Here is a 23,273-nt window from a genome sequence, read left to right as displayed (position 1 = left end):
CCCGGCCTCAGCGGCCTCTGTCGGACAGTGCGTCCATCGTCCATCGTCGGAATCGGAGATGAGAGGCATCGAGAAGCACAGGTGTTCCAGTTTGTAGACCAGCTTGTGGGGCCACGGCTGACGGGGCTGATGGTGCTGCATTGACCGCGCCTCGACTGCCGATAGAATCTGAGTCTGACAGGAGCAACTGATGACAGCCAGAGAGCAATTGCTGCGGGAGATTGAGGAGTTGGACGAATCGCAGGTGAGGGAGGTCGAGGAGTTCCTCGCTTTCCTCAGGTTCCGGTCTCGGTATGACACACCGGTCGTGTTCGACCGCGCTAAGGCGGCCGAGCAATACCGCGAGTCGGCGGCCGAAGACCGGCAGATCGCCGAGGAAGGTCTGGCCGACTACACGGCAGGGCTCAAGCGGGAAGACGTCGGTTGATGCCTGCCCGAGGCGAGGTGTGGTTCGCGAATCTGGACCCTACTCGCGGCACTGAGCAGGCCGGCACGCGGCCGGTCATCTTGTTTCAGGCCGACGCGGTGAGCGAGATCACCAGCACCGTTCTCTGCATACCTCTGACTACGAATCTGAGGAGGGCTGCGTTACCTACGTGTCTCCTGATACGCAGAACTGAAGGCGGGCTGACCGATGACTCGGTCGCGCTTTGCCACCAGATGCGGGCGCTGGACAAGTCCCGTCTTGTCCGCCGTCTTGGGAGGCTCAGCCCGGAGGCGTTGTCTGCGCTTGAAGGCCGGATGCTGTTCACGACCGGCATGCTCTAGCGACCGGAATCTGTCGTAGCCGCGTCGGCGAGTCGGGGAACGGCAGGTGATTATTCACACGGCGAGATGGTTCGTCGTTCTTGGCCTCAGCGGCCCGACAGCGCGTCCGTCGTCTATCGTTGAAATCGGAGCTGCAAGCCGAAGGCGGTCATGCCCGCGTGTTTGACAAGCTTCTGCCCTTTTTCTAGACTCAGGCCGATGTCCGCAGCCCGTTCCCTTCCTGAGGGCAAGTGAAAAACTCCCTCGACTCGACGTTCGACCGTAAGGATCCCTACAAGACCCTGGGCGTGGCGCCCGGCGCGACTCCCGCCGAAATCCGCAAGACCTACATTGGACTGGCCAAGCGGAACCATCAGGACCTCTTCGCCACCGACCCGGAGAAGTACCGCTCGTCAACCAGACTGATGCAGGACATCAATGCCGCGTACGAGTTGCTCAGTGACCCGGCCCGGCGGCAGCTCTGGGACCGCCAGCACCCGGCCGTGGTCAAGCCGCGCGCAGCGCCGCCCGCGGCTCCGCCCCGGACGCAGGTGGAGAGCAGGTACTACGACCCCGAACTGGTCAACCGCGTCCTCCGGAAGTACAACGAGTTCGTGGGTTCGCTGCGCACCGCCGCGGAGCGGCAGAAGGCGACCCGGAAGATAGGGAAATTCCAGACCAGCCGGGCCGGTTCCGCCTACATCAGGGGGCTGGTTGACCTGCAGTACCGTGAGGTCATGGACTTTCTGAAGCTCGACCGGCGAGTTTCGGTTTTCGACGACGAGCTGGTGGCAATCATGTTCCTCTACGAGGGTAGTTTTGAAGTCTCCCCCAGCGGTCTCTTCATAACGTATGCCTATATACTTTACCGGGAGAACCGCGGCAAGTTCCCGCCGGGACTGGACGGTGGGAGGCGGCCGTCCCCGGGCCAGCATGCCGACGTCGTCCAGCTTCGGTTGCCGGGGTCGCGTGGAGACGACGCGTCGTCCGGGTCGAAGCCGGACAAGGGACTTGGGTCACAGGTCTGGGAATGGCTCATGGCCAAACCCGGCTCCCGCCGTCAGTGACGGCCCCGCGCCGGTCTTCGTCCTGCCCAGGAGGCGTGCGACGGTCGGCCCGGCTTGACATCAGGGCTGATGCTGTATTATCTTAGCCAGGAGATAAGACTGGTAATGCACCAAGTCCAAGGAGTCGTCGATGTCAGAAACCCGTAGCGCACTGATTCTCTTTTCTGCCGTTCTGTTGCTGATGGTAGCCTCCTGCAAGAATCGTCCGCCGTCCGCGCCGGCAATTCCTACCGGTCCCCCGCTCTGCGTCAGGGGCACGAACTACGCGTTCTCAACGATCGCGACCGACCCCGAAGGCGACAGCGTGGCCGTCCGCTTCAATTGGGGCAACTCAGATACCAGCGACTGGTCGGCGTGGTTTGCAGGCGGAGATGTAATCGCGCTGACCCACACGTGGCCGGACACGGGAAACTGTCAGGTCACCGCTCAGGCCAGGGACCAGAAACTCAACACCTCCGGCTGGTCTGAGGCGCTCGCGATACGAGTAGGATACCGCGCACCGTCCGTTCCGGTCGGACCGGACTCCTGCCTGAAGGACAGGGCCTACACTTTCAAGACGATCGCGACCGACCCGTACATCGACAGTGTGTCTATCCGCTTCGCCTGGGGCTACAACGACACCTCCGACTGGAGTTCCCTGGTCCCAGCCAGCGAATCGGTGGCGATGGACCACACGTGGTCCGCGATCGGGAGCAACAATGTCGCCGCTCAGGCACGGGACCGCAAGCTCAATCTCTCCGGTTGGTCCGACGCGCACGCGGTACAGGTCGTCAATGCCGGGGACACGCTGCGGCTCTGGCGCACCCAGATCAAAGGCGGAGTGACGTCGAGCAACGTGTCCTCGCCGGCCATCGGCCCTGACAGCACCATCTACGTCGGCTCGCAGGACGGCAACCTGTACGCGGTGAAGAAGGACGGTGCGCTCAAGTGGACCTTCACAACCGGGGGGCCGATACGGTCGTCCCCGGCCATCGCCGCGGACGGGACAATTTACTTCGGTTCCACCGACTTCAATCTGTATGCCGTCAGGCCCGACGGCGCCCTCAAGTGGACCTACCGTACACACGGCGAAATCCCATCATCCCCGGCCATCACGGCCGACGGCACCATTGTCTTCGGCTCGAAAGACAGCAACATCTATGCACTGGACACGGCCGGCTCTGTGAAGTGGGCCTACCCCGGCGGAGATTTCATCTACTCCTCGCCGGCGATCGGGCCTGACGGCTCGGTCTATGTCGGTTGCTATGATAACTACCTCTACGCGCTGACCGCAAGCGGCGCACTAAAGTGGCGCTACCTGACCGGCGGCCACGTCCATTCATCCCCGGCGGTCGCAACCGACGGCACGATATACTTCGGCTCGTTCGACGGCTCGCTGTACGCTCTCAACCCCGACAGCAGCCTCAAGTGGACCGTGCTGACCAGCGGTCAGGTCGAGGCCTCGCCCTCAATTGGACCCGACGGCACCATCTACGTCGGTTCGACCGACAAGCTGTTGTACGCGGTGAACCCCTCCGGAACCATCAAGTGGCGGTACGCGACCGGCGGCGGCGTAATCTCGTCACCGGCCGTCAGCTCAAACGGAACCATCTACTTCGGGTCCGACGACGACACCCTGTACGCACTGGGTTCCGACAGCACGCCGCTATATAAGTACCCGACCGGTTCCTGCATTGAGTCTGCTCCGACGATCGGTCCGGATGGAACGGTCTACTTTGTCGGCTGGGACGGCTACCTCTACGCGCTCAAGGGGAAGGGCACGCTCGCCGGCTCGTCCTGGCCCAAGTTCCACCACGATATCGGGAACAGCGGCCGCTTTGGAGCAAAGCGCTGACCTCGCCCTGACCTTGGCTGCGCAAGAGAAGCGGCGAGCCCTTGAGGGTCAAGCAAGCGATGGCCGTGCGACCCGGTTGAATCTCGGTGCCCTCTCTTCTCAAGCGAGAAGGAGAAAGTGAGAGAAGTAGTGAGAATCCTCTTCGCCTGTGTGGGGAACTCGTGCCGGAGTCAGATGGCCGAGGCCTTCTGCCGCGTGCTCGGCCCGGAAGTTGACTGCGTGAGTGCCGGCTCAAAACCCGCCGAAAGTGTCTCCCCGCACGCAATCGAGGTCATGAAGGAAATCGGCATCGACATCTCCGCCATGCACCCCAAGGGGTTCCGGGACGTGCCCGGTCCCGGGTACGACTACATGGTCGCGATGGGCTGCACCGTCACCTGCCCGATGGTTCCCGGCGCAAAGGAGATTCGCTGGGATGTCCCCGACCCGTACGGCAAAGGCATAGAGGAGTACCGTCGCGTGCGGGATATCATACGTTCGGAGGTGACCGGTCTGCTGGGGCAGTTCGGGCTGCTGGCAGTCGGCCAGCCCGACAACCATCAGCCGTTGGCCTGAGGTAATTGACGATTCCAGGCCAATCGGAGCTCGACAATTCCGTGGCGGCCGGCCGATACTGAAACGGAGGTTTTGATGCCCAGAATGTCTTTCCCGCTCGACCCATCCGAGTTCTGCATCACGGATGTCGGCAGTACCACCACCAAAGCGCTGCTCTTCTGCCGCGAAGCCGGTGCCTGGCGCTGCTTCCGCTACGAAACCCCGACCACTGTTGAGAAGCCGCACGAAGACGTAACGGTCGGCGTGCTCCAGGCGCTGCGCGGGCTGGAACGTCTGAGCGGACACACGCTCGTGCACGATGATGAACCGGCAATCCCCTACCTCACGACGTCGAGTGCCGGCGGCGGGCTTGCCATGGTCGTCACCGGCCTGGTCTACAGCATGACCGCCGGCACGGCCCATCGCGCCGCCCTTGGCGCCGGCGCTATCGTCCTCGAGGTCATCTCGATGGATGACGGCCGGACACCGTACCGCAAGATCGAGGACCTGAAACGTCTACGCCCGGACATGGTGCTGGTCGCGGGCGGGTTCGACGGCGACAACATCTCCACCCCGGTGTTTCTCGCCGAGTTGCTGGTCGAGGCCGGGCTGCACCCCAAGCTGAATCCGGCCGCCCGCATGCCGGTCATCTACGCCGGCAACATTCACGCTACCGACCACGTCCGTCAGGCGCTCGGCGACCAGTTCATGTTCCGGGCCGTGCCCAACGTGCGGCCCGAGCTGGACTGCGAGAATCTCGAACCGGCGCGGACCATGATCCATGAACTCTTCATGGAGCACGTGATGTCTCAGGCCCCGGGGTACGAGAAGCTGAAGCAGTGGGTGGCCGCACCGATCATGCCGACGCCGGCCGCATTCGGCTCAATTCTCAAGCTTCTCTCGATCGCAACCCACCACAGAATCATGGCGGTGGACATCGGCGGCGCCACGACGGACGTGTTCACTGCCCGCAGCGATGACGTGTTCCGCACGGTCAGCGCGAACCTCGGTTTGAGCTACAGTGTCCTGAACGTCGCCGAACTCGCGGGCATTACCCCAATCCGCCAGCTCTATCATCCGCACCTGACCGACACCGAAATGTGGAATCTCATCGGCAACAAGCACATCCACCCAACCGGGCTGGCACGGACGCCGGACGAGATGCTCTCGGAATGGGCTTCGGCCGTGGTGGCTATTAGAGAGGCGGTGCGCCAGCACCTGAAACTGCGTGACGGCGCGAAGCGCGAGACCGGTCCGGTACGCGAGGACCTGGACGAACTGCTCAAGGGCCCGCGCGTCCCGCCGCGTCCGGCGACACCATTCACGGACACTCAATGCGACATGCTCATCGGCAGTGGCGGAATTCTCTCCCATTCGCCTCGTGACGCGGCCACGGCGGTGCTGCTCGACTCCTTGTCACCGGCCCCGAACGTGGAACTGGCCGTGGACAGCGAGTTCATGTTCCCGCACCTGGGGGTTCTCGCTGAGGTCAACCCGAAGCTTGCGGTCGAGCTAGCGCAGAAACTGGGGATCGTGAGACTCGACCGCGCGCACCGGAAGATGCCGGTCGGGTACGTGCCGCCTGCCCGCGCCGAGGAACCCGAGTCCGCTCCAACCGTGACGAGAGGCAACGTCCGCCTGCGTCGGGAGCTTGCCATTCCCGGTCACGTGTTCGTAAGCCCCGGCCAGGCGGTAAGCACGGACACGCTGGTGGCGCGCAGCGTGCGTCAGTTCCTGCGGCCCTTCTTTCTTTCCGTCGCGGAGGCGCTCGAGGTACCGGCAGCCGGAGTCGAACAGTATCTGGTCAAGCATATCGGCGACAATGTAGATATCGGCGATGTCGTCGCCCGCACTTCGCACCGCCTGACCGGCAAGACCTTCCGGTCACCGGTTGCAGGCAGAATTGAGAAACTCCTGCCCGGAGGAACCCTGTTCGTACGCGAAAGACCGGAGGCAGCGCGCGAGTTCACCGCAGTTCAGGCCGCCAAGGAGCTTGACGTCGAGCCGGACGAGCTCGGCCCCTACCTGAGAGTCAACCCAGGTGACGAAGTAGACCGTGGTCAGTGGCTTGCCGCTATCCCCAAAGGTGCATTCAGATTCGTGGCCTCACCGGTCCGCGGCAAGGTCAACCGCATCGACAAGCACTTTGGAATCGTGCTGATTGAGCCGTTGCTTGAGGAACTCGAGGTCAAAGCCTGGCTGCCCGGAGTCGTACAGGAGGTGTCCGACCGCGGCTGCGTCCTGGCGTGTGAAGGAACCACGATATCGGGCGTCTGGGGCTCGGGCGGAGAGGTATCCGGCGAACTGACTCATTCGGAGGTAGCGCCCGGCAAGATCGTGGTCCGTGACTTCGTCGACGCTGTGACACTCTCACAGGTGAAAGAGCGAAAGGCAGCCGGAATCATCTGCGCCGGCGTCAATCTCCAGGAGGTCATCGAACCCTGCCCACCATTCACTATCGTCGTCCTCGAGAGGTTTGGCGAGCAGCGGCTGCCCGATGACATCCGCGCGAGCCTTGCCGAGCACGAAGGCGAGCTTGCACTGCTCGACGGCACGACCCAGCTCCGGGTCGGCGTCAAGCGGCCTCAGGTTATCTTACCCGACACCGCCTGACGCCGCCTGACTGCGCCACACGACGGCACTTGACCCGGATTGACGTGTTCCTAGACTTTACAATTGTCGTTCTCGCATGTCGCTGAAACTGACCCACATTAAGGAGGTCTCTTGAGGAATCTGCAGTCATTCGTTCTTTGTCTGATTCTGGCCGTCGGGCTGGCGGCTGCACGCCCGGCCATCTACAACATGGGCGCGGTGCATCGGTTCACGCCCACCGCCGGCGACGAGGTGAACTCAATCTCCTTCGCCAACGGCATCACCATTGACACCCGCACGAGCGAGCCGGCTTTGCCGGCCGGTCTCAGGCTCAATGCGGCCGCCGGTCAGAGCGCGTATTGCATCGTGCAGTTCAGCGGCCCGTTCCTGCGCCAGTGGTTCCGCGACCTGGACCGCGCGGGCATCAAGACGTTCGGCTATTTGCCGCAGTACGCGGTTCTGGCCCGGCTGAGTCCCGACCAGCGGGCTTATGTCGCGTCGCTGCCGATGGTACACTGGGTTGGCCTGTTCCAGCCGGCCTACAAGCTGGAGTCCGGACTGCTGGCAGCGACCGGCACCCACAAGGTCGTCATCATGGTCATGCCCGGTGCTGACCCGGCACCGGTGCAGACAGAGATTGCCACGCTGGGCGGCACCGTGAATGATGTGAGCACATCGAGCTTCGGCGTCACCATCACCGCGACGCTCGCCGGCGCTGACATTGCGGCCGTGGCGCAGGTTCCCGAGACCTACTGGATGCAGGAATGGTCGGCGCCGACCGTGTGCAACAACAGCAGCCAATGGGTCATGCAAGAGGGGTGGCGCTCATCAGCGCCCGACGACACCAGCCTGGCGGCCCGGCCGGTCTGGGCCCACGGCGTCCGCGGCCAGCACCTGATTCTCTCGACGACCGACACCGGCTTGAATACCGGCCACAACATGTTCCGCGACCCGAGCCTGCCGATTACTCCGCCTGGCATCTGGCCCGACCACCGCAAGCTGGTCGCCTACAAGGAATTCCAGGGGGCCGACGCGTACGAGAGCCAGTACCACGGCAGCCACGTAGCCTGCACGGTCTGCGGCAACGATTCGGTCAACGGCGACTCGAGCTACTACGACGGCATGGCAAAGGACGCGCGGTTCTACTTCACCGACGTGACCGACGCCAGCGGCAACTTCGTAATCGGCACTGACTTCACCGCGCTGTGGGACACCGTCTATCTCGGTCGCGGCCTGCCCGACTCGCTCCGGCCCATCAAGCAGCATTCCGGTTCGTGGCGCTGGGGCAACTACAATGGCACCTATCTGATTCAGGATGCTTCGACCGACGCCTACTGCTGGGCGCACAAAGACTTCATGAACATCTTCGCGGCCGGCAACGAGGGCCAATACGGCTTCAGGACCATCGGCAACCCGTCGCTTGCCAAGAACGTCCTCACTATCGGCGCGACCGTGCACAGCGTCTTCTCCAACGCAATCGCGGACTTCTCCAGCCTTGGCCCGGCCCAGGATGGCCGCATCAAACCGGACGTGATGGCGCCCGGTGACACCATCTACTCGGCCATGAACACAGGTACGAACGACTATTACGAGATGTCCGGCACGTCAATGGCTACGCCCACCGCCAACGGCACCGTCGGCCTGATGCGCTGCTACCTGTCGGAAGGCTACTACCCGACCGGCAGCGCGATGCCGGCTAACCGGATTACCTACATCTCATCTGCCCTCCTCCGCTCGATGGCCATAGCCTCGGCCGACCCCAACATCGGCTCCTACACGGTGCCCGACAGCAACATCGGCTGGGGCCGCATCGACGCCGAGTCGGTCCTCTACTTCACCGGTGACTCCCGCAAGCTTATCATCATCGACGACACCTTCGGCGTGGCGACCGGCGAATACAAGGAGATGCAGTTCCACGTGGCGTCGGCGATGCCGCTGCGCGTCTGCCTGGCCTGGACCGACACGGCGGCCGCTCCGAATGCCAACCCGACGCTGGTCAATGACCTCGACCTCACCCTGACCTCGCCGACCGGAACGGTCTTCAAGGGCAACAAATACACCAGCGGGCAGTCAACGCCCAACCCGACCAACCGCGACTCGATCAACTCCGAGGAGTGTGCGCGCGTGAATGTGCCCGACACCGGGACGTGGACCCTCCGTGTCAGCGGCCACAACGTGAAGACCGCGCGAAAGCAGACCTTCGCGTGGACCGCGACCGGCGGATTCGACGCGTCCGGCGGTATCGCGGAAGCCCTGAGCCTGCCCGCCGCGTTCAGCCTCGACCGAGTCGTGCCCAACCCTACGAGCGGTCGGACCAGCATCCGCTACGGACTGCCCAGATTTGCGGCCGTCGATATCTCAGTCTATTCGACCGCCGGGACGCTGGTGCACAGAATCGCGGCGGGCAACCAGAATCCGGGCTGGCATGAAGCCGCCTGGGACGGCAACGACTCCCACGGCCGCAGGGTCAGCGCCGGAGTGTACCTGATTCGACTCGAAGCCGGCACGTTGATGACAACGCACAAGCTTGTCGTACAGCGATAGCTGCTCATGGGTCCTATGCGTCCGGTAGGTCCTGCTCCCAAGGAGGTCCTGTGAAAGGCCTGCAGTCAGTCGTTCTTTGTCTGATTCTGGCCGTCGGGCTGGCGGCTGCACGCCCGGCCATCTACAACATGGGCGCGGTGCATCGGTTCACGCCCACCGCCGGCGACGAGGTGAACTCCATCTCCTTCGCCAACGGCATCACCATCGACACCCGCACCGGGGAGCCCGCTTTGCCGGCCGGCCTCAAGCTCAATGCGCCCGCCGGCCAGAGCGAGTATTACATCGTGCAGTTCAACGGCCCGCTCCTGCGCCAGTGGTTCAGCGAGCTCGACCGCGCCGGCATCAAGACGTTCGGCTACCTACCGCATTACGCGGTGCTGGCGTTGCTCAGTCCCGACCAGCGGGCGTACGTCGCGTCGCTGCCGATGGTACACTGGGTCGGCCTGTTCCAGCCGGCCTACAAGCTGGAGTCCGGGCTGTTGGGCTTGGGACATGACCGAAACTCTCCTGGAGTTTCGGATCGTGTCCCAAGCCGGACCAAGGTCGTCATCATGGTCATGCCCGGTGCCGACCCGGCACCGGTGAAGGCGGAGATTGCCGCGCTGGGTGGAACGGTGAATGACGTGCAGACATCGAGTTTCGGCATCACCATCACCGCCACGCTTGCTGGCACTGATATCGCGTCATTGGCCCAGCTTCCGCAGACCTGTTGGATGCAGGAATGGTCGGCGCCGACACTCTGCAACAACAGCAGCCAGTGGGTCATGCAGGAGGGATGGCGCTCGTCCGAACCACCCGACACGAGCATGGCCGCCCGGCCGGTCTGGCGTCACGGCGTGCGCGGCCAGCACATCATCCTCTCGACGACTGACACCGGCGTGAATACCGGGCACAACATGTTCCGTGACCCGAACCTGCCGATTACCCCGCCCGGCATCTGGCCTACGCACCGCAAGATCGTTGCTTACAAACTCTACGAGGGCGCTGACCCGGGCGAGAACGAGTACCACGGCAGCCACGTCGCCTGCACAGTCTGCGGCAACGATTCGGTCAACGGCGACTCGAGCTACTACGACGGCATGGCCAAGGATGCGCGGTTCTACTTCACCGACATAAGCGATGCCAGCGGCAACCTCGTCGGTGGCACCGACATCACGCCGTTGTGGGACACTGTCTACCTCGGCCGCGGCCTGCCCGATTCGCTCCGGCCCATCAAGCAGCACTCCGGCTCGTGGGGCTGGGGCAACTTCACCGGCAACTATCTCCTTCAGGATGCCTCGACCGATGCGTACTGCTGGGTGCACAAGGACTTCATGAACATCCTCGCAGCCGGGAACTACGGCCAATACGGCACCAGAACTATCAGCAACCCGGCACTTGCCAAGGACGTCCTCACCATCGGCGCGACCGGCAGAGGCACGCAGGCGGAGAGCCTGGCCGACTTCTCTAGCCGCGGCCCATCTCAGGACGGCCGTATCAAGCCGAACGTGGACGCTCCCGGCATCGACATCAACTCGATGCTCAATACCGGCACGAACGACTACACCACGATGTCCGGTACGTCAATGGCCACACCTGCCGCCAACGGCACGGTCGGCCTGATGCGCTGCTACCTGCAGGAAGGCTACTACCCGACCGGCAGCCCGGTCCCGGCCAACCGGATTACCTACATCTCGTCCGCCCTGCTCCGCTCCATGGCAATTGCCTCAGCCGACCCCAATATCAACTCCATCACAATACCGAGTACCGATGCCGGCTGGGGCCGCATCGACGCCGAATCAGTCCTCTATTTCACCGGCGACACGCGCAAGCTCATAATCATTGACGACACATTCGGCATCGCCACCGGCGAGTATGAGACACGGCAGTTCCACGTGGCCACGGCGATGCCGCTGCGGATCTGCCTGGCCTGGACCGACACCGCCGCGGCGCCGAATGCCAACCCGACGCTGGTCAACGACCTCGACCTCACCGTGACGTCGCACGGCGGCATAGTCTACAAGGGGAACAAGTACACCAGCGGGCAGTCTACGCCCAACCCGACCGGGCGCGACTCCGTGAACACCGAAGAGTGCGTGCGCGTCAACGCGCCCGATACCGGGGTCTGGACCATCCGTGTCAGCGCCCACAACGTGAAGACCGCGCGCAATCAGAGCTTCGCGTGGACCATCACCGGTGATGTCGCAGCCGCTGCCTGGACGCACGATGTCGGCGCGACGGCCATAATCGCGCCGACCGACACCGTTGATACCGGCGCGGTCGTGACGCCCAAAGCGGTGGTGAGCAACTTCGGCACGTCACAGGAAACGTTCCTCACCCGGCTGACCATCGGGACAAGCTACACCGACACAATGACCAAAACGCTGGCCGCCGGTATCTCCGAGACGCTGGCGTTCAAGAACTGGGTCGCGAACCCTGCCGGCACCTACGCGGTGAAGTGCAGCACCGGGCTCGCCACCGACCAGGACCCGTCGAACGACGTCGCTGCGACATCGGTCGTGGTCAGTTCGTCCTTTGGCATCGAGGAAGGCCACGGCGTACCCGCCATGTTCGGCCTCGACCGGGTTGTGCCTAATCCTACAATCGGCCGGACCAGCATTCGCTACGGACTGCCTAAGTCGGCAACTGTCGATCTCTCAGTCTACACCACCGCCGGTACGCTCGTCCGGAGAATCGTGGCTGGCAACCAGAATCCGGGCTGGTATGACGCAGCCTGGGACGGCAACGACTTGCATGGTCGCAAGGCCAGCGCCGGCGTGTACCTGCTCCGCTTCAAAGCAGGCACGTTCATGACCACTCGCAAGCTGGTCGTGCAGAGGTAGGTCTTACTGCATAGGCTCTATCGGCCCCATCGGTCTTGTTCCTCTTGCCGCTGCGCGCTGGCGCTCGTGGCCCTGGTCGTTCCCCTTGCGGCCGGCTATCTCATAACCACGCCCGAGTCTCTGCAGACCAACGGCGCGGACTACCTCGTCATAACCCATCCCGACTTCACCAGCGCGCTCTACCCGCTCTGCGCCCTGCGCGAAAGCCTCGGCCACGATGTAAAGATGGCCGAGGTAAATCTCATCTACTCGACGTTCCCCACTGGAGCACGCACCGACCGCATCCGCGCGTTCATGGAACAGGTCTACGCGCACTGGAACCCGCGGCCCGAGTTTGTGCTGCTGGTTGGTGATGCCTGTCGCGACTCGACTCACGATGACTTTGTCCCGGTCAAGCTGTTCCCCAAGTTCAGCTACGACTATGCCGACGGTCTGACCGAGCATGGTGCGGACAACTGGTATGCGACCCTGTCCGGCGCGGATTCCATCCCCGACGTCTTCATCGGCCGGCTGCCGGTGAACACGCTCGGCGACGCCGAATCGCTGGTCACGAAGATCGTCGGGTACGAGACCTCGCCCGACACCGGCCTCTGGACCCACACGACGATGTTCGTTTCCTCGGATGACCGCGCGCCCGACGGCGTCGAGCTCGAATCGCTCTATTTCAAGCCGAATGGCGACTCATGTTACGTCGTCGAGGAATCCGACGGGTCGAGCGCGTTCCTGCGGCACAAGACTGTCGCGGGCTTCAATCAGGGCGTGTCGCTCGTCTGTCACAGTGCGCACGGTTCCCAGCCGCCGTCGTGGGTCGGCTCGAAGACGCTCTTCTCATACACCGACGTCGACTCGCTCACCAACTCCGGCGCGCTGCCGGTCGTACTCGACCGCGGCTGAACCGACGGCTACTTTGACAACCCCAGTTGGGGTGCGATGAGTGAGTACCTGCTGGAAGCGCCCAATGGCGGCTCGATTGCGAATGTAGCCTACTGCCCTTGCGGCGTTACGACGACCAGCCAGCTCCTGTACAAGGAATTCTTGAACACCATGTTCAAGGATAGCGAACACTGCCTCGGCCGGGCGTTCTTCGCCGCCAAGTGCTCCGTTATCGCCGGCAATCCGACCAACGACACCATCTACGGCCCGGCGGTTCTCTGGACCTTGTTCGGCGACCCTGCGCTCCGTATCAAGCACCACGTCGGCAGTGGGATTGAGGAGAACCTCAAACCGCAATCTCCAGGCTGCAGGCTGTCAGCGGTTCCGAATCCGTGCGACGCCACTGTCCGCCTCAGCTTCTCCTCGTCTCAACAAGCAGGAAACTGCAGCCGGGTCGCTATCTACAATGCCTGCGGTCGACTGATTGATTCCCGCGCCGTCCGCGCTTCGTCATTCGACCTTCGCACCTCGTCATTCCCCGCCGGCGTCTACCTCTTACGACTTCAGGCCGGCACGCACACGACCACCAACAAGCTGGTCGTGCACCACCAGGCCGCATTGGCCCGATAGGTCCTGCTCCGCTCGCCCGCGCCGCCCTGCGGAACGGCGTCAGGACGGCTGTGGAGATTCTTCCGGGATTACTTCGATTACGAGCTTGTCCGGCCCTCGGATAACAACCATCCGGGTCCTGGCGCCGATGCGCTGCTCGGTCAGCATCCGGCGCAGGTCATCAATTCCGGTGATTGGCCGGTCATCGTATTCAACCAGCAGGTCGCGATCGAGCACACGGGCCTTGTGGGCCGGGCTGTTCGGCTCAACCTGGATGATGAGCACTCCGCTCTCCGCAGCCAGTCCGTGATACCGCACCAGCCGGCGCGGCAGGTTGATATTCTGCCCGCCGAGTCCAACGTAGGCGCGCCGGATGTGTCCCGTGCGAATCAGCGGCACGGCCACCTGGCGGGCAGTGCTCGAAGGTATCGCGAAGCAGATGCCCTGCGCCGCCATCACGATTGCCGTGTTCACGCCCACGACGTCGCCGCAGGCGGTGACCAACGGCCCGCCCGAGTTGCCGGGATTCAACGCGGCATCGGTCTGAATCACATCGTCTATCAGACGACCCGAAATCGAGCGCAGCGAACGCCCGAGCGCGCTGACCACACCGGCGGTAACCGAACACTGGAACCCGTAGGGATTGCCGATAGCGATGACCAACTGGCCTGGTTTGAGGTAGCGCGAATCGCCCAGCCTGACCGCCTGCAGGTCCGGGGCGGTGATTCGAATGACCGCAAGGTCAGTGCCCGGGTCGTCTCCAATCAACCGGGCCTGGAACCGGCGACCGTCCACCAACACGACCTCGATTTCCGACGCGCCGTGGACCACGTGGCTGTTGGTCATGATGTAGCCGTCGGGCGTGAAGACGAAGCCGGAACCGGTGCCCTGCCCCTCGGGGTTGTACCGGGTCGGCCGTCCCTTGCTGACGGTGATGTTGACGACCGAAGGGCTCACCTGCTCGACAACCTTGGTCACCGCCTGAGAGTGTGAATCCAGCAGCGCGTCCTCCGGGCAGATTGAAGCTCCGGCGGCCTGAGTCTCGGCCGTGTCCACAGAGGTGAATAGAAAGTCGTCCGGTGGTAATTCCCGCCTGTTATCAGGTTTCACACTCTATTAGATAGCCTGCTCGCCCCACCCGGTTCTGCGCCGTTGGCCCTCAAACTCAAAGGGCGGCCCCTTGGCCGCCCTTCTGGTTCAATGCTGCGGAACCTACTTCACCACGAGAACGCGCGTGGTTGAAGTCCCGGTTCTCAATATGTAAGCGCCCGGCGCGAGCCGGCTCACGTCATTCGCGCCCGGGTGTAGTTCGGCTACCTTCCGTCCCGCTGCGTCTAGCAATTCCGCCCTGCATCCTGTGTTCTGTCTACTGTCTACGGCCCCGAGCATCAGCACCCCGCGCGCGACCGTCGCCGCCGGCCGTGAGCCGCTAACCGTGGGCCGTCCGCCTTCCTCGATGCCCGAGACCGGATTCAGACTCAGCACGGCCATCCGCGCCGTCTGGCTCGCGGTGTCAACTCTGCCTGCCGCGTAGATGTTGCCGTCGGCCCCGTACAGGCCGCGGAAGACATAGTCGTCGTAGCCTCCGTCTTCGGTGTAGGCCCAGCGCTGACTGCCGTCCGGAGTCAGGCTCGTGACCAGCATGTCCCAGTTGTAGCTCGTGTTCTTGGCCGAGCCGAAAGCATAGATGTTGCCGTCGCCGCCCCAGGCAATCGCCGACGCCATCGCGGTGACCATCGGGCGCGGTGCGTACCGGTAGCGCCAGCGCTCGGTCCCTCCCGGCGTGAGTGACACCACGACCAGGCTCGAAAACCCGCTGGAGTCGCTGGCCTCGCCCACTGCGTAGATGTTGCCGTCGGTGCCCACCACGACGTCGCGGCCCAGAGAAGTGCTGCCGCCGTTGTGGTAATGGTAAACCCAGTTCTCGTGCCCGCTCGCCGCCTGCATGCTGACTACGACCATATCGTTGTTGTTGTAGCTCGGCTGGCCGATCCCGGTCGAGTAGATATTCCCTGCCGCGCTGACCGCCAGCGCCGCCGGGTAGTCGTCGCCGTTGCCCGAGTCGTTGAAGGTCGCGGTCCACCCGGACCCGCCGGTGCCGTTCCACTGCAGCACGACCCAGTCGACATTGCCGCCAAAGTACGTCGACCCGAGCACGTAGACGTCGCCCGCGGCGCTGCACACCATGTCGACCGGCTCGTCTGCGCCGTGGTCGGGCCCGTCGTAAAACATCGTGTCCATCAGCCTGCCGTCGGTCCCGTCAAACGCGAACACGCCGATGTCCTTGTTGGTGGTCGGGGTGACGTAGCCGGCGGCAAAGACCGTGCCCTGCGACCCTTCGATGACCTGCTGGAACGCCTCGTCGTCGCCGAGGCCCGGCCCGTCATACAGCGCGGACCAGCGGAAGCCGCCGGCGGCGGTCAGGGCGGTCATCACCGCGTTCTCGTCGTAAGGCGAGGGAAAATGCCCGGCCACAAACAGCCGGCCGCCCGCGCCGATGCCCAGCACCGGGTCATGGATGCTGTCAACGGTGGTATGCCACGTGCTCACCCCGCCGGTCGACAGGCCATGCAGCAGCGCCTTGCCGGTCGCACGCTCCGTGCCCATCACCACCATGTTGCCGCCGCCCTGGTCGTACAGCCAGCGGCCCACGTCGCCGGTCGGCTCCAGCCAAAGCCAGCGCCGAGTCTGGGCCGACGCGACGACCGCAACCAGAGCAACAAGAAATGTGATTCTCTTCATAAGACCTCCGGGTCTAGTTTCTTCCTTGGGGCCGGCCACGAGTCTACGCATCCACGATTCGACAGCAAGCCCGACCGAGTTGCTTCTCGCTTCCAGATTCGCCGTCTGTGGTCTTGACTCTTGCCTCTTGACCTCTAGCTCCTAGCCTCTTGCTTCTCGCCTCTCGCTTCTGACTTCGCCCGTCCGCCGCTCTGCCTTTTGGCTTCCGACCTCTAGCTTCTAGCCTCTAGGTTCTAGCTTCTGACTTCGCCCATCCGCAACGCGTCTTGACCCCGCCCCTGTGCCGGCTATTCTCGTTCACACCAAACCAAGGAGGCCTAATGCCTGAGATGATTGCCTTTTGCGGAATCGACTGCAACGCCTGCCCGGCGCAGATTGCCACGCGAACGAACGATGCCGCCCTGCGCGAGAAGACTGCCGCCGAATGGTCCAAGTCGTTCGGCCATGAATTCAAGCCGGAACAAGTCAACTGCGCCGGCTGTACCGGCGACGGCGCTCAAAACGCCTACTGCTCGATGTGCGAGATCCGGAAATGCGCTACCGGCCGCAAAGTCGCCACCTGCGCCGACTGCGGCGACTACGGCTGCGCCACTCTCTCCGGTTTCCACAAGAACGCGCCCGAGGCCAAAGCCCACCTCGAAGCCCTCCGCGCCCGGCGGTAAGCCAGCCGGCAGGACATGACCGGCGGGGTCATGCCCGCGAAGACGTGGACCGTACCGCCCAAATGGGGACTGCACCGCGCTGCTCGTTCCTACGGTGCCCCGGGCACGTCCGACGCAAGCGCTCCGCGCACCTGTCCCCGTTTCCGGTTGCGACACCTTTGGCTCTTGGCTCTTGCCTTTTGGCCTTTGACTTGCGCGTCCTACGCGCTGCGGGACTGTCCCCATTTGACGCCCGCAGGGACTGTCCCCGCTTTGGCCGACGCGCGCTGAGATGGATGGAGCTTCACCCTGCCGGTCCCTACGAGAATCGCCCTGGAAGTCCCGCCCCGAACCGCCCTCAAAGTCGCTCCGAGAGTCACGCCGAACGTCCCCCAGCAAACCACTTTCAGAGTCGCCATGCAGAAGCTCCCGGAGATGCCCCTGCAAGTCGCGGGGAAAATCACGGTCGAGGTCGCGCTGCAGGTCGCCCTGAATACGCCCGCCAGAACCATGTTGGGAATCACCGTCGCTGTCGCCCTGCGAACCACCCCCCGAACCGTTCCCGGAACGGTTCCCAAGGCGACTCCCATAGCGTCTGCTTTCGCCTATCCCAGAGCATAACGCGCTCCGTTTCCGAGACTTATCTGCAGATTGGCCGAAAATGGGTAGCGTCCCTATTTGATGGGGACGGATTTGGAGCACGGGAGCGAAGCTCTCGCTTTTCCTGAAAGGCGGCGACTTTGCTGACGCAGTGGCGGCTCCGCGCCGCACGGGCCTATTCGGTCAGGACGACCTTCGTGACAGCTTGTGCTTGGGCTTGTGCTTCTCTCACAAAGTACACGCCCGGTGCCAGCGCCCGCACATCATTCGCGCCGGCTCTCAGGTTCATCACCTTCCGCCCGCTCGCATCGAGCAGTTCCGCCCGTTCTCCCGTCTTCTGTCCCCGGTCTCCTATCATGAGCACTCCCCTGACAACGCTCGCCCCCTTCCGCGCCTGCTCTCCCGCGAACTGCTTAGGCTCGGCGACGGCGACCTGCGTTGACTCGTAGACGCAGACCCCGGTCTCACCGCACGCGGCATAGAGATACGGCGACGCGTAGCGCAACCTTCCTGCTGCGTCTGGAGCCGTCGCGTAGCCACGGACCCGCATGTTATGAACATCGCGGGCGTCCACGACCCTTACACCGTCATCATTGCCAACGTACAGCAGTGAACCGACTGCCTCTACCCAATACAGCGTGTTCGCTCCTACATCGACGGAATCTATCAGCCGAGGCTGAGTCGGATCGGCCACGCTGTAGACCAGGAGCGTAGGATCTCCTGTCGCCAAGAACGCAAACGTGTCTCTGACGGAGATACTGCAACCGAGCCCGAACTGCCCGACGACCTGCGGGTTTGCGGGACTTCGGACGTTGACAATGTCGCCGACGTAGTTGCCGACGTACGCCAGCGTTTCCTGAACACAGAGACTCGCGAAGGTCGCGTCCCCGGTTACGCAGCTTCCTACCAGCACCGGCTGTCTCGGCCGGGCGACGTTGACGACCTCGAAGCGCCTTACCTCTGCGCAATAGACGAAGCTGTCACGGAGCACAATGGCATCCGGCTCGTTGAACAGGTTGACACCGCCGGCCGAGAGCGGGTGGGCAGGGTCAGAGATATCGACAGTGTGGAGGTCGCCCAACGACGGCCCGAACCCCAGGTACGCGAAGCTATCTCTCACAGCAACAGCCCGTGTGACTATCTGCGTCGTGCTGTCCAGGACTCCAATCTGCACCGGGCGGCTAGGAACGCTGATGTCGAGCAGCACCATCCCATACCCGTCGTTCGCGACGCACGCAAGGTTGCCCTGCACGGCGACATCCACACTCGCTCCCGCCGTGAGTATCGTGGTATCTAGCACGGGCGACGTCGGCACTGACACGTCGATGACCGTCAGCCCAGCGTAGTAGTCCGCGACAAAGGAGCGGCGCAGGGGCTTCAGCGTCCAAACTCCAAAGCCATCGCCGGGAGTCAGACACGTCCCTATCGGCGATGGCTGAGTCGAGTCGGCGATGTCGAGTATCTCAAACTCATGCCCGCCCGTGTAGTAGCCGGAGATGAATGCCAACGAGTCTTCGAGATACATGTCGTACCCGCCACAGCTATCCAAGGAGCCGAGAGGCGCGATGGATGCGGGGTTCCTCGTGTCGAGGATATAGAACTTGAGGTACGCCGGGTCGTTGGAGTTGGCGAGCGTCGCACAGCAGATGTTGCCTCTTGCTTTCACGCTGATGATGTCAGAGCCCCAGGCGGCGATACGGTGCGGACTTGTCGGGATGGCGACATCGAGCACATAGAGTCCCCAGCGGTCACCAAGGTAGGCATAACCATTGCAGACCGAGAGGTCGTAGCCCGAGTCGCGACAGGCCCCTATAAGCTGCGGGTGAGCCGGGTCGGAGAAGTTGAATATCCTGAACGAGTCCCGATACAGCGTGTAGACGAGCGTATCAACAGCGTCTATAGCCGGGGCACGAACGAGCACGCTCCCAAGCTTGACCGGATTGGCCGGGTTAGAGACGTCGAAGGTCTCGATGTAGCCCGAGGAGACATAGAGGCGGTTCCCGACCAGGATTGACTTAGCCACGAGGCCCGGTGCCTCAATGTAGTTGAGTACGCGGGGATGGGCGGTGTCCGCGTAGTTGATGACCACGACCTCGCTGCCGCGAGAGAGATACACAATCGAGTCACGGCCTGTCACGCGATAGCTCGGACCAGCGCCCCACTTTCCAACGAGAGATAGTCCCGACGACTCCGACTGGGACCGCGCTGCCGGCCACATCCCGAACCCGGCCTTCTCCATGCAGTACGACCGGATGTTGGGCGGCAGGCAGCGCAGGGATTCCTGCATGGTCTGGTACCGCTTGAACTCGGGCACTCCAGCCAGCGCGACGACGGCCAGGACCGTTCCGAGCAGAACAGCCACCGGTCTGTTCACGCGACCATCATACACCACGACGCAGGACTGTCAAACCGCCATGCTTCCGCACAAGTAATCGAACGCTCCGCCCCCTCCCTTCTATTCCCTCCCCCTTAAGGGGGAGGGAAGGGTGAGGTTGCGCCATCGCTAGCGCGAAGCTCAGTAGCGGCCGGGAACGACGACTTGCTGAGAGAGTCGGCCGGTGGGAGTTACCAGAGAGAGCAGGTACGTACCGGCAGGGAGATGCCGGTCGAGGTTGATACTGTGCTCGCCCGCCGCAGTAACTCCAATGGCTATGGCGTCGACTACTCGGCCGTCCGCGGAGACCACGCTCAGCCGAACCGCGCCGGGTTTCTCCAGTCGACAGCGAACCCAGATTCCGCCGGTTGCCGGGTTCGGAATCACGAGCAGACGCCCGGCAGCAGGCAGGTTTCTACCCTCTTCCTCTGTTATCCCAAGATGGTGCACGTGGATGGTCATCTGCAAGGTGTCCATCGTCACCGGTCTTCCGTAACCAAGCATCCTGGCACAGGTCGAGGCGAGCATCTGGTGGAAGGCGTTGTACGGCGTGCCGTGACACGGAGTCGAGTCGGAATACAACGTGCCGTTGCCCGGGTTCTCGGTGTCGGGACTTTCAGGGTCCATCCGGGCGTAGTCGTGGACCCAGGCCCGGCCGCTCCACCAGCTTGCCGGCTTGAGCACGTACCTGCCCGCGTAGTAGTCCGCCGCAATTGGGTCCCGTGAGGCGACGAGGGTGTTCAGGCGCGTGCATAAGCCATAGGGCGCGCTTGGGCCGGTGGCAATCTCGGCGCAGGCCCACGTCGCGTCAATGATGTTCAGGTCCGGGAAGCGGGCCTTGCCGAGTTCGACCCCAAGCAAGCCGTGCGACATCGCGCTGTCGTGCATCGGCCCAGGCCCGGTGACCGCATAGGAGAGGAACCCGACGTAGTTCTTGACCGCCGCGGTGACGCCCATGCCCGTGTGGGACTTGAGCACCGGCAGGTTGATGAGCTTCAAGCGTTCGGGGTGGTACGCGTTGCCGTCCCATACCCCAAGCCGGGTCGAGATGCTGGTGCCGAAGGATGTCACGAACTTGGGGTAGGTCATGCCGGACGTATCTTCGTGGACATAGCCTGATACCGTGTCGCCCCGGTCGAACTCGCTGACCCAGCGCGCGCTGTCGCCGTGGCCGATCGCGCTCCAGTCGTAGTCCCCAACGCGATACCCCTGTCCGGCAAACAGGTCGACCACGCTCTGCATGGTCTGGGACTGGCGCTCGGCGTTGTTGGATGCATACGTCCAGCAAGTGTGACCTTGCCCGTTGTCGACCAGTTCTATCTCTCCGACAAAGGTGTCGGGATGGGCCACAATCCGGGCGATGAGCCCTTTGAGCACATCGGTGTTGGTCATCCCCCTTTCCGGGTAGGCGGTATTCACCTTGAGAAGAACGACGTCGTTCCTGGCGATGAGCCCGGCGGTATCGCACCAGGGCAGGTGCTTGGCAGAGCGATAGAGGGAGGCGCCGTTCTCGGCCATGAGCGAGAGGAGCGAGTCTAGGCCTTCGTGAAAGACCGCATTAGAATCCGGCGCCGGCATGCTGTCTACGACGAAAATGTGGGACGGGTTGGGCCGCAGTGAAACCCAGACGGGCATGCGGGCAGGCGTGCGCAACGGGGGCAGGCCGGCCCCATGGCCCCAGTTCAGTGGCCCGCGCCACTCAGGCTCGTCCTGCCGCCGGCCAAGCTGGGTTGCCGGTCCGACCGTGAGTGCAGCCAGAAGAACAAGAACCACCGCTCTGTTCACGCGACCATGATACACCTTGCCCCCTCAGAGTCAAACCGCCGGCCGCCGGCCGGAAGTTCGGCATCGTCTCGCCTGTCGCCATCGCCGCAACCCCGGAGCCGGCATTGAACCGCTGAGCGCAAAGAGAGCGCCGCTGGTACGAGCCGGGACCCCGGCCTGCGCCCGACTCCTCACCCTCCATGGCCTCCATTGTCGGTCCTGTCTCGGGTCTGGGGCGCAACTGCCTTGTTGACAGGAACATAAGGGGATGTAAGATGAAGGTGGTGTTCCAGCTTTCAGGTCGCCGCTGGGCCGCAGGTGCCGCGCATCCGGCGGCGCGCCGCGGCCGGATGCCCGTGCTTCTATCATTCGCAACCATCGTTGCTTCCGTGTGTTCGCGCCACGGTCAGGGGGCGCTTCCCTTGACACACAAAACCGAGAAACCTATAATACCCGCACTATGAAAAAAGGAGGAAGAATGCGCACAAAGCACTATGCTTTTGCCGCAGCTTCAGTTGTTCTCTTGGTACTGGCCCTCGCCGCCCCGTCGCTGGCCGCTCCGGGCAATGCGAAGCCCTGCTTGTGCCAACCGACGATGTCACCTATGAAGGGAACGGCGAAAACCGTATACGTCGCCACGGTCATGTATCATGACCCGGACGGCGACCTTCCCGCCAAGGTGGAAGTCTATGTTGACAACGTCGCCTACCCGATGGTCCGCGTCCACGGCGCTCCGGCCAACGGCACCTATCGGGCCCGGCTGACTCTTCCTCCGGGCGAACATACGTACAGCTTCTACACCGAGGACACGCGTGGTGCGAGCGAGCGGTTCCCCCGCTACGGCGCGTACAACGGCCCGTCCGTCGGCACGACCAAGCCGATGAACCGCCTGCCGATCCTCACCGACGGCGGCGTGTACTTCGACAATGGCTCGGAACGCAACTTCTACACCTACACGGTCCATTATCAGGACCCCGATGTCTGCAAGCCGCCCATGGCGGTGAAGGTGTTCGTCGACGGTATCCCGCACGACATGAAGCTCCATGCCGGCACGCAGGTCAACGGCACCTACGTCTACCGGGCAATGCTGCCCGAAGGACAGCACGCCTATTACTTCATGGCGAAGGACGGTGACGGCGACTGCGCCGCCCTTCCGGAAGCCGGCTTCATCCGCGGCCCGGAAATCGCCGCCGCGGGGAATACGCCGCCGACGCTCATCGACCAGGGAGTCGAGCCGGCTACGGGCGGGATGCACACCCACTACGGTTTCCTCGTCCACTACAACGACGTCGATTTCGACACCCCGGTCACGGCGCTGATCTACGTTGACAACATCCCGCACGCGATGCACCTCATCACCGGCAGCGCCTACAACGGGCTCTATTCATACGTAAACGGCGAGTTCCTGGAGGCCTTGCACACCTACTACTACTACTTTGAGGACGGCAAGGGAGGAAGTTGCCGCCTGCCCGCAATCGGGGTCTTTGGCGGCCCGATTGTCACCCGGTAGTTCGGACTGACCAGCCCGAA

Annotated in this window: 17 protein-coding genes and 1 pseudogene; 13 read left to right on the top strand and 5 right to left on the bottom strand. The window is 63.3% G+C overall.

Annotated elements, in window-relative coordinates:
- The first annotated feature begins 190 nt into the window (after positions 1–190).
- The 10 genes and pseudogenes from VMH22_06460 (at position 191) to VMH22_06415 (ending at position 13,643) form a co-directional block, all read left to right on the top strand.
- Positions 191–427: a hypothetical protein gene (locus tag VMH22_06460; GenBank protein ID HTW91335.1), complete on the top strand. Its 237-nt coding sequence runs from the start codon at positions 191–193 to the stop codon at positions 425–427.
- Positions 427–768, top strand: a complete 342-nt coding sequence (locus VMH22_06455) for a type II toxin-antitoxin system PemK/MazF family toxin (protein HTW91334.1) — start codon at positions 427–429, stop codon at positions 766–768. The genes VMH22_06460 and VMH22_06455 overlap by 1 nt, the downstream gene beginning before the upstream one ends.
- Before the next feature lie 230 nt (positions 769–998).
- Positions 999–1,814, top strand: a complete 816-nt coding sequence (locus tag VMH22_06450) for a J domain-containing protein (protein ID HTW91333.1) — start codon at positions 999–1,001, stop codon at positions 1,812–1,814.
- A 130-nt stretch (positions 1,815–1,944) separates the two neighbouring features.
- Complete coding sequence (locus VMH22_06445) at positions 1,945–3,648, top strand: PQQ-binding-like beta-propeller repeat protein (GenBank protein HTW91332.1); 1,704 nt, start codon at positions 1,945–1,947, stop codon at positions 3,646–3,648.
- A 117-nt stretch (positions 3,649–3,765) separates the two neighbouring features.
- Complete coding sequence (locus tag VMH22_06440) at positions 3,766–4,203, top strand: arsenate reductase ArsC (protein ID HTW91331.1); 438 nt, start codon at positions 3,766–3,768, stop codon at positions 4,201–4,203.
- 75 nt (positions 4,204–4,278) lie between these two features.
- On the top strand, positions 4,279–6,795 hold the full coding sequence (locus tag VMH22_06435) for a glutamate mutase L (protein HTW91330.1): 2,517 nt from the start codon (positions 4,279–4,281) through the stop codon (positions 6,793–6,795).
- A 111-nt stretch (positions 6,796–6,906) separates the two neighbouring features.
- The gene (locus VMH22_06430) at positions 6,907–9,318 is read left to right on the top strand and encodes a S8 family serine peptidase (protein ID HTW91329.1); all 2,412 of its coding nucleotides are present in this window, start codon (positions 6,907–6,909) and stop codon (positions 9,316–9,318) included.
- Positions 9,319–9,368: 50 nt separating this feature from the next.
- On the top strand, positions 9,369–12,140 hold the full coding sequence (locus VMH22_06425; GenBank protein ID HTW91328.1) for a S8 family serine peptidase: 2,772 nt from the start codon (positions 9,369–9,371) through the stop codon (positions 12,138–12,140).
- A 66-nt stretch (positions 12,141–12,206) separates the two neighbouring features.
- A pseudogene (locus tag VMH22_06420) lies at positions 12,207–13,313 on the top strand (C25 family cysteine peptidase).
- Entirely contained in the window at positions 13,299–13,643 is a 345-nt protein-coding gene (locus VMH22_06415; GenBank protein HTW91327.1) for a T9SS type A sorting domain-containing protein, read from the top strand. The pseudogene VMH22_06420 and the gene VMH22_06415 overlap by 15 nt, the downstream one beginning before the upstream one ends.
- A gap of 39 nt (positions 13,644–13,682) precedes the next feature.
- Here the strand turns inward: VMH22_06415 and VMH22_06410 are convergent, their stop codons facing one another.
- Complete coding sequence (locus VMH22_06410) at positions 13,683–14,732, bottom strand: trypsin-like peptidase domain-containing protein (protein ID HTW91326.1); 1,050 nt, start codon at positions 14,730–14,732, stop codon at positions 13,683–13,685.
- Between the two features lie 102 nt (positions 14,733–14,834).
- Positions 14,835–16,364: a hypothetical protein gene (locus VMH22_06405; GenBank protein ID HTW91325.1), complete on the bottom strand. Its 1,530-nt coding sequence runs from the start codon at positions 16,362–16,364 to the stop codon at positions 14,835–14,837.
- 320 nt (positions 16,365–16,684) lie between these two features.
- On the opposite strand from VMH22_06405, the gene VMH22_06400 reads away from it, so the two are divergent.
- Positions 16,685–17,026, top strand: coding sequence for a DUF3795 domain-containing protein (locus VMH22_06400; GenBank protein ID HTW91324.1), 342 nt, complete (start codon positions 16,685–16,687; stop codon positions 17,024–17,026).
- Positions 17,027–17,226: 200 nt separating this feature from the next.
- On the opposite strand, the gene VMH22_06395 is transcribed toward VMH22_06400, so the two are convergent.
- Complete coding sequence (locus VMH22_06395) at positions 17,227–17,424, bottom strand: hypothetical protein (GenBank protein HTW91323.1); 198 nt, start codon at positions 17,422–17,424, stop codon at positions 17,227–17,229.
- On the opposite strand from VMH22_06395, the gene VMH22_06390 reads away from it, so the two are divergent.
- Positions 17,423–17,626, top strand: coding sequence for a hypothetical protein (locus tag VMH22_06390; GenBank protein ID HTW91322.1), 204 nt, complete (start codon positions 17,423–17,425; stop codon positions 17,624–17,626). The two genes, VMH22_06395 and VMH22_06390, sit on opposite strands and share 2 nt — an antisense overlap.
- A 154-nt stretch (positions 17,627–17,780) precedes the next feature.
- On the opposite strand, the gene VMH22_06385 is transcribed toward VMH22_06390, so the two are convergent.
- A complete protein-coding gene (locus VMH22_06385) occupies positions 17,781–19,979 on the bottom strand; it encodes a hypothetical protein (GenBank protein ID HTW91321.1) in 2,199 nt (732 codons plus the stop codon).
- A 141-nt stretch (positions 19,980–20,120) separates the two neighbouring features.
- Positions 20,121–21,764 (bottom strand): DUF362 domain-containing protein, encoded by a 1,644-nt coding sequence (locus tag VMH22_06380; GenBank protein HTW91320.1) that lies wholly within the window; start codon positions 21,762–21,764, stop codon positions 20,121–20,123.
- A 457-nt stretch (positions 21,765–22,221) separates the two neighbouring features.
- Between VMH22_06380 and VMH22_06375 the strand changes: the two genes are divergently transcribed.
- Positions 22,222–23,253, top strand: coding sequence for a hypothetical protein (locus VMH22_06375; protein ID HTW91319.1), 1,032 nt, complete (start codon positions 22,222–22,224; stop codon positions 23,251–23,253).
- Positions 23,254–23,273: the final 20 nt, after the last annotated feature.

This window comes from bacterium, from assembly GCA_035505375.1.
In the GTDB taxonomy this organism is placed as follows: domain Bacteria; phylum Hydrothermota; class Tepidihabitantia; order Tepidihabitantales; family Tepidihabitantaceae; genus UBA2258.
This window is presented reverse-complemented; position numbering and strand designations above follow the sequence as displayed.

What these genes read in the sequence shown, in the direction of transcription:
- VMH22_06460 (HTW91335.1), top strand. Translation starts at nt 191, where the DNA reads ATGACAGCCAGAGAGCAATTGCTGCGGGAGATTGAGGAGTTGGACGAA.
- VMH22_06455 (HTW91334.1), top strand. Translation starts at nt 427, where the DNA reads ATGCCTGCCCGAGGCGAGGTGTGGTTCGCGAATCTGGACCCTACTCGC.
- VMH22_06445 (HTW91332.1), top strand. Translation starts at nt 1,945, where the DNA reads ATGTCAGAAACCCGTAGCGCACTGATTCTCTTTTCTGCCGTTCTGTTG.
- VMH22_06435 (HTW91330.1), top strand. Translation starts at nt 4,279, where the DNA reads ATGCCCAGAATGTCTTTCCCGCTCGACCCATCCGAGTTCTGCATCACG.
- VMH22_06405 (HTW91325.1), bottom strand. Translation starts at nt 16,364, where the DNA reads ATGAAGAGAATCACATTTCTTGTTGCTCTGGTTGCGGTCGTCGCGTCG.
- VMH22_06400 (HTW91324.1), top strand. Translation starts at nt 16,685, where the DNA reads ATGCCTGAGATGATTGCCTTTTGCGGAATCGACTGCAACGCCTGCCCG.
- VMH22_06390 (HTW91322.1), top strand. Translation starts at nt 17,423, where the DNA reads ATGCAGAAGCTCCCGGAGATGCCCCTGCAAGTCGCGGGGAAAATCACG.
- VMH22_06395 (HTW91323.1), bottom strand. Translation starts at nt 17,424, where the DNA reads ATGGCGACTCTGAAAGTGGTTTGCTGGGGGACGTTCGGCGTGACTCTC.
- VMH22_06375 (HTW91319.1), top strand. Translation starts at nt 22,222, where the DNA reads ATGCGCACAAAGCACTATGCTTTTGCCGCAGCTTCAGTTGTTCTCTTG.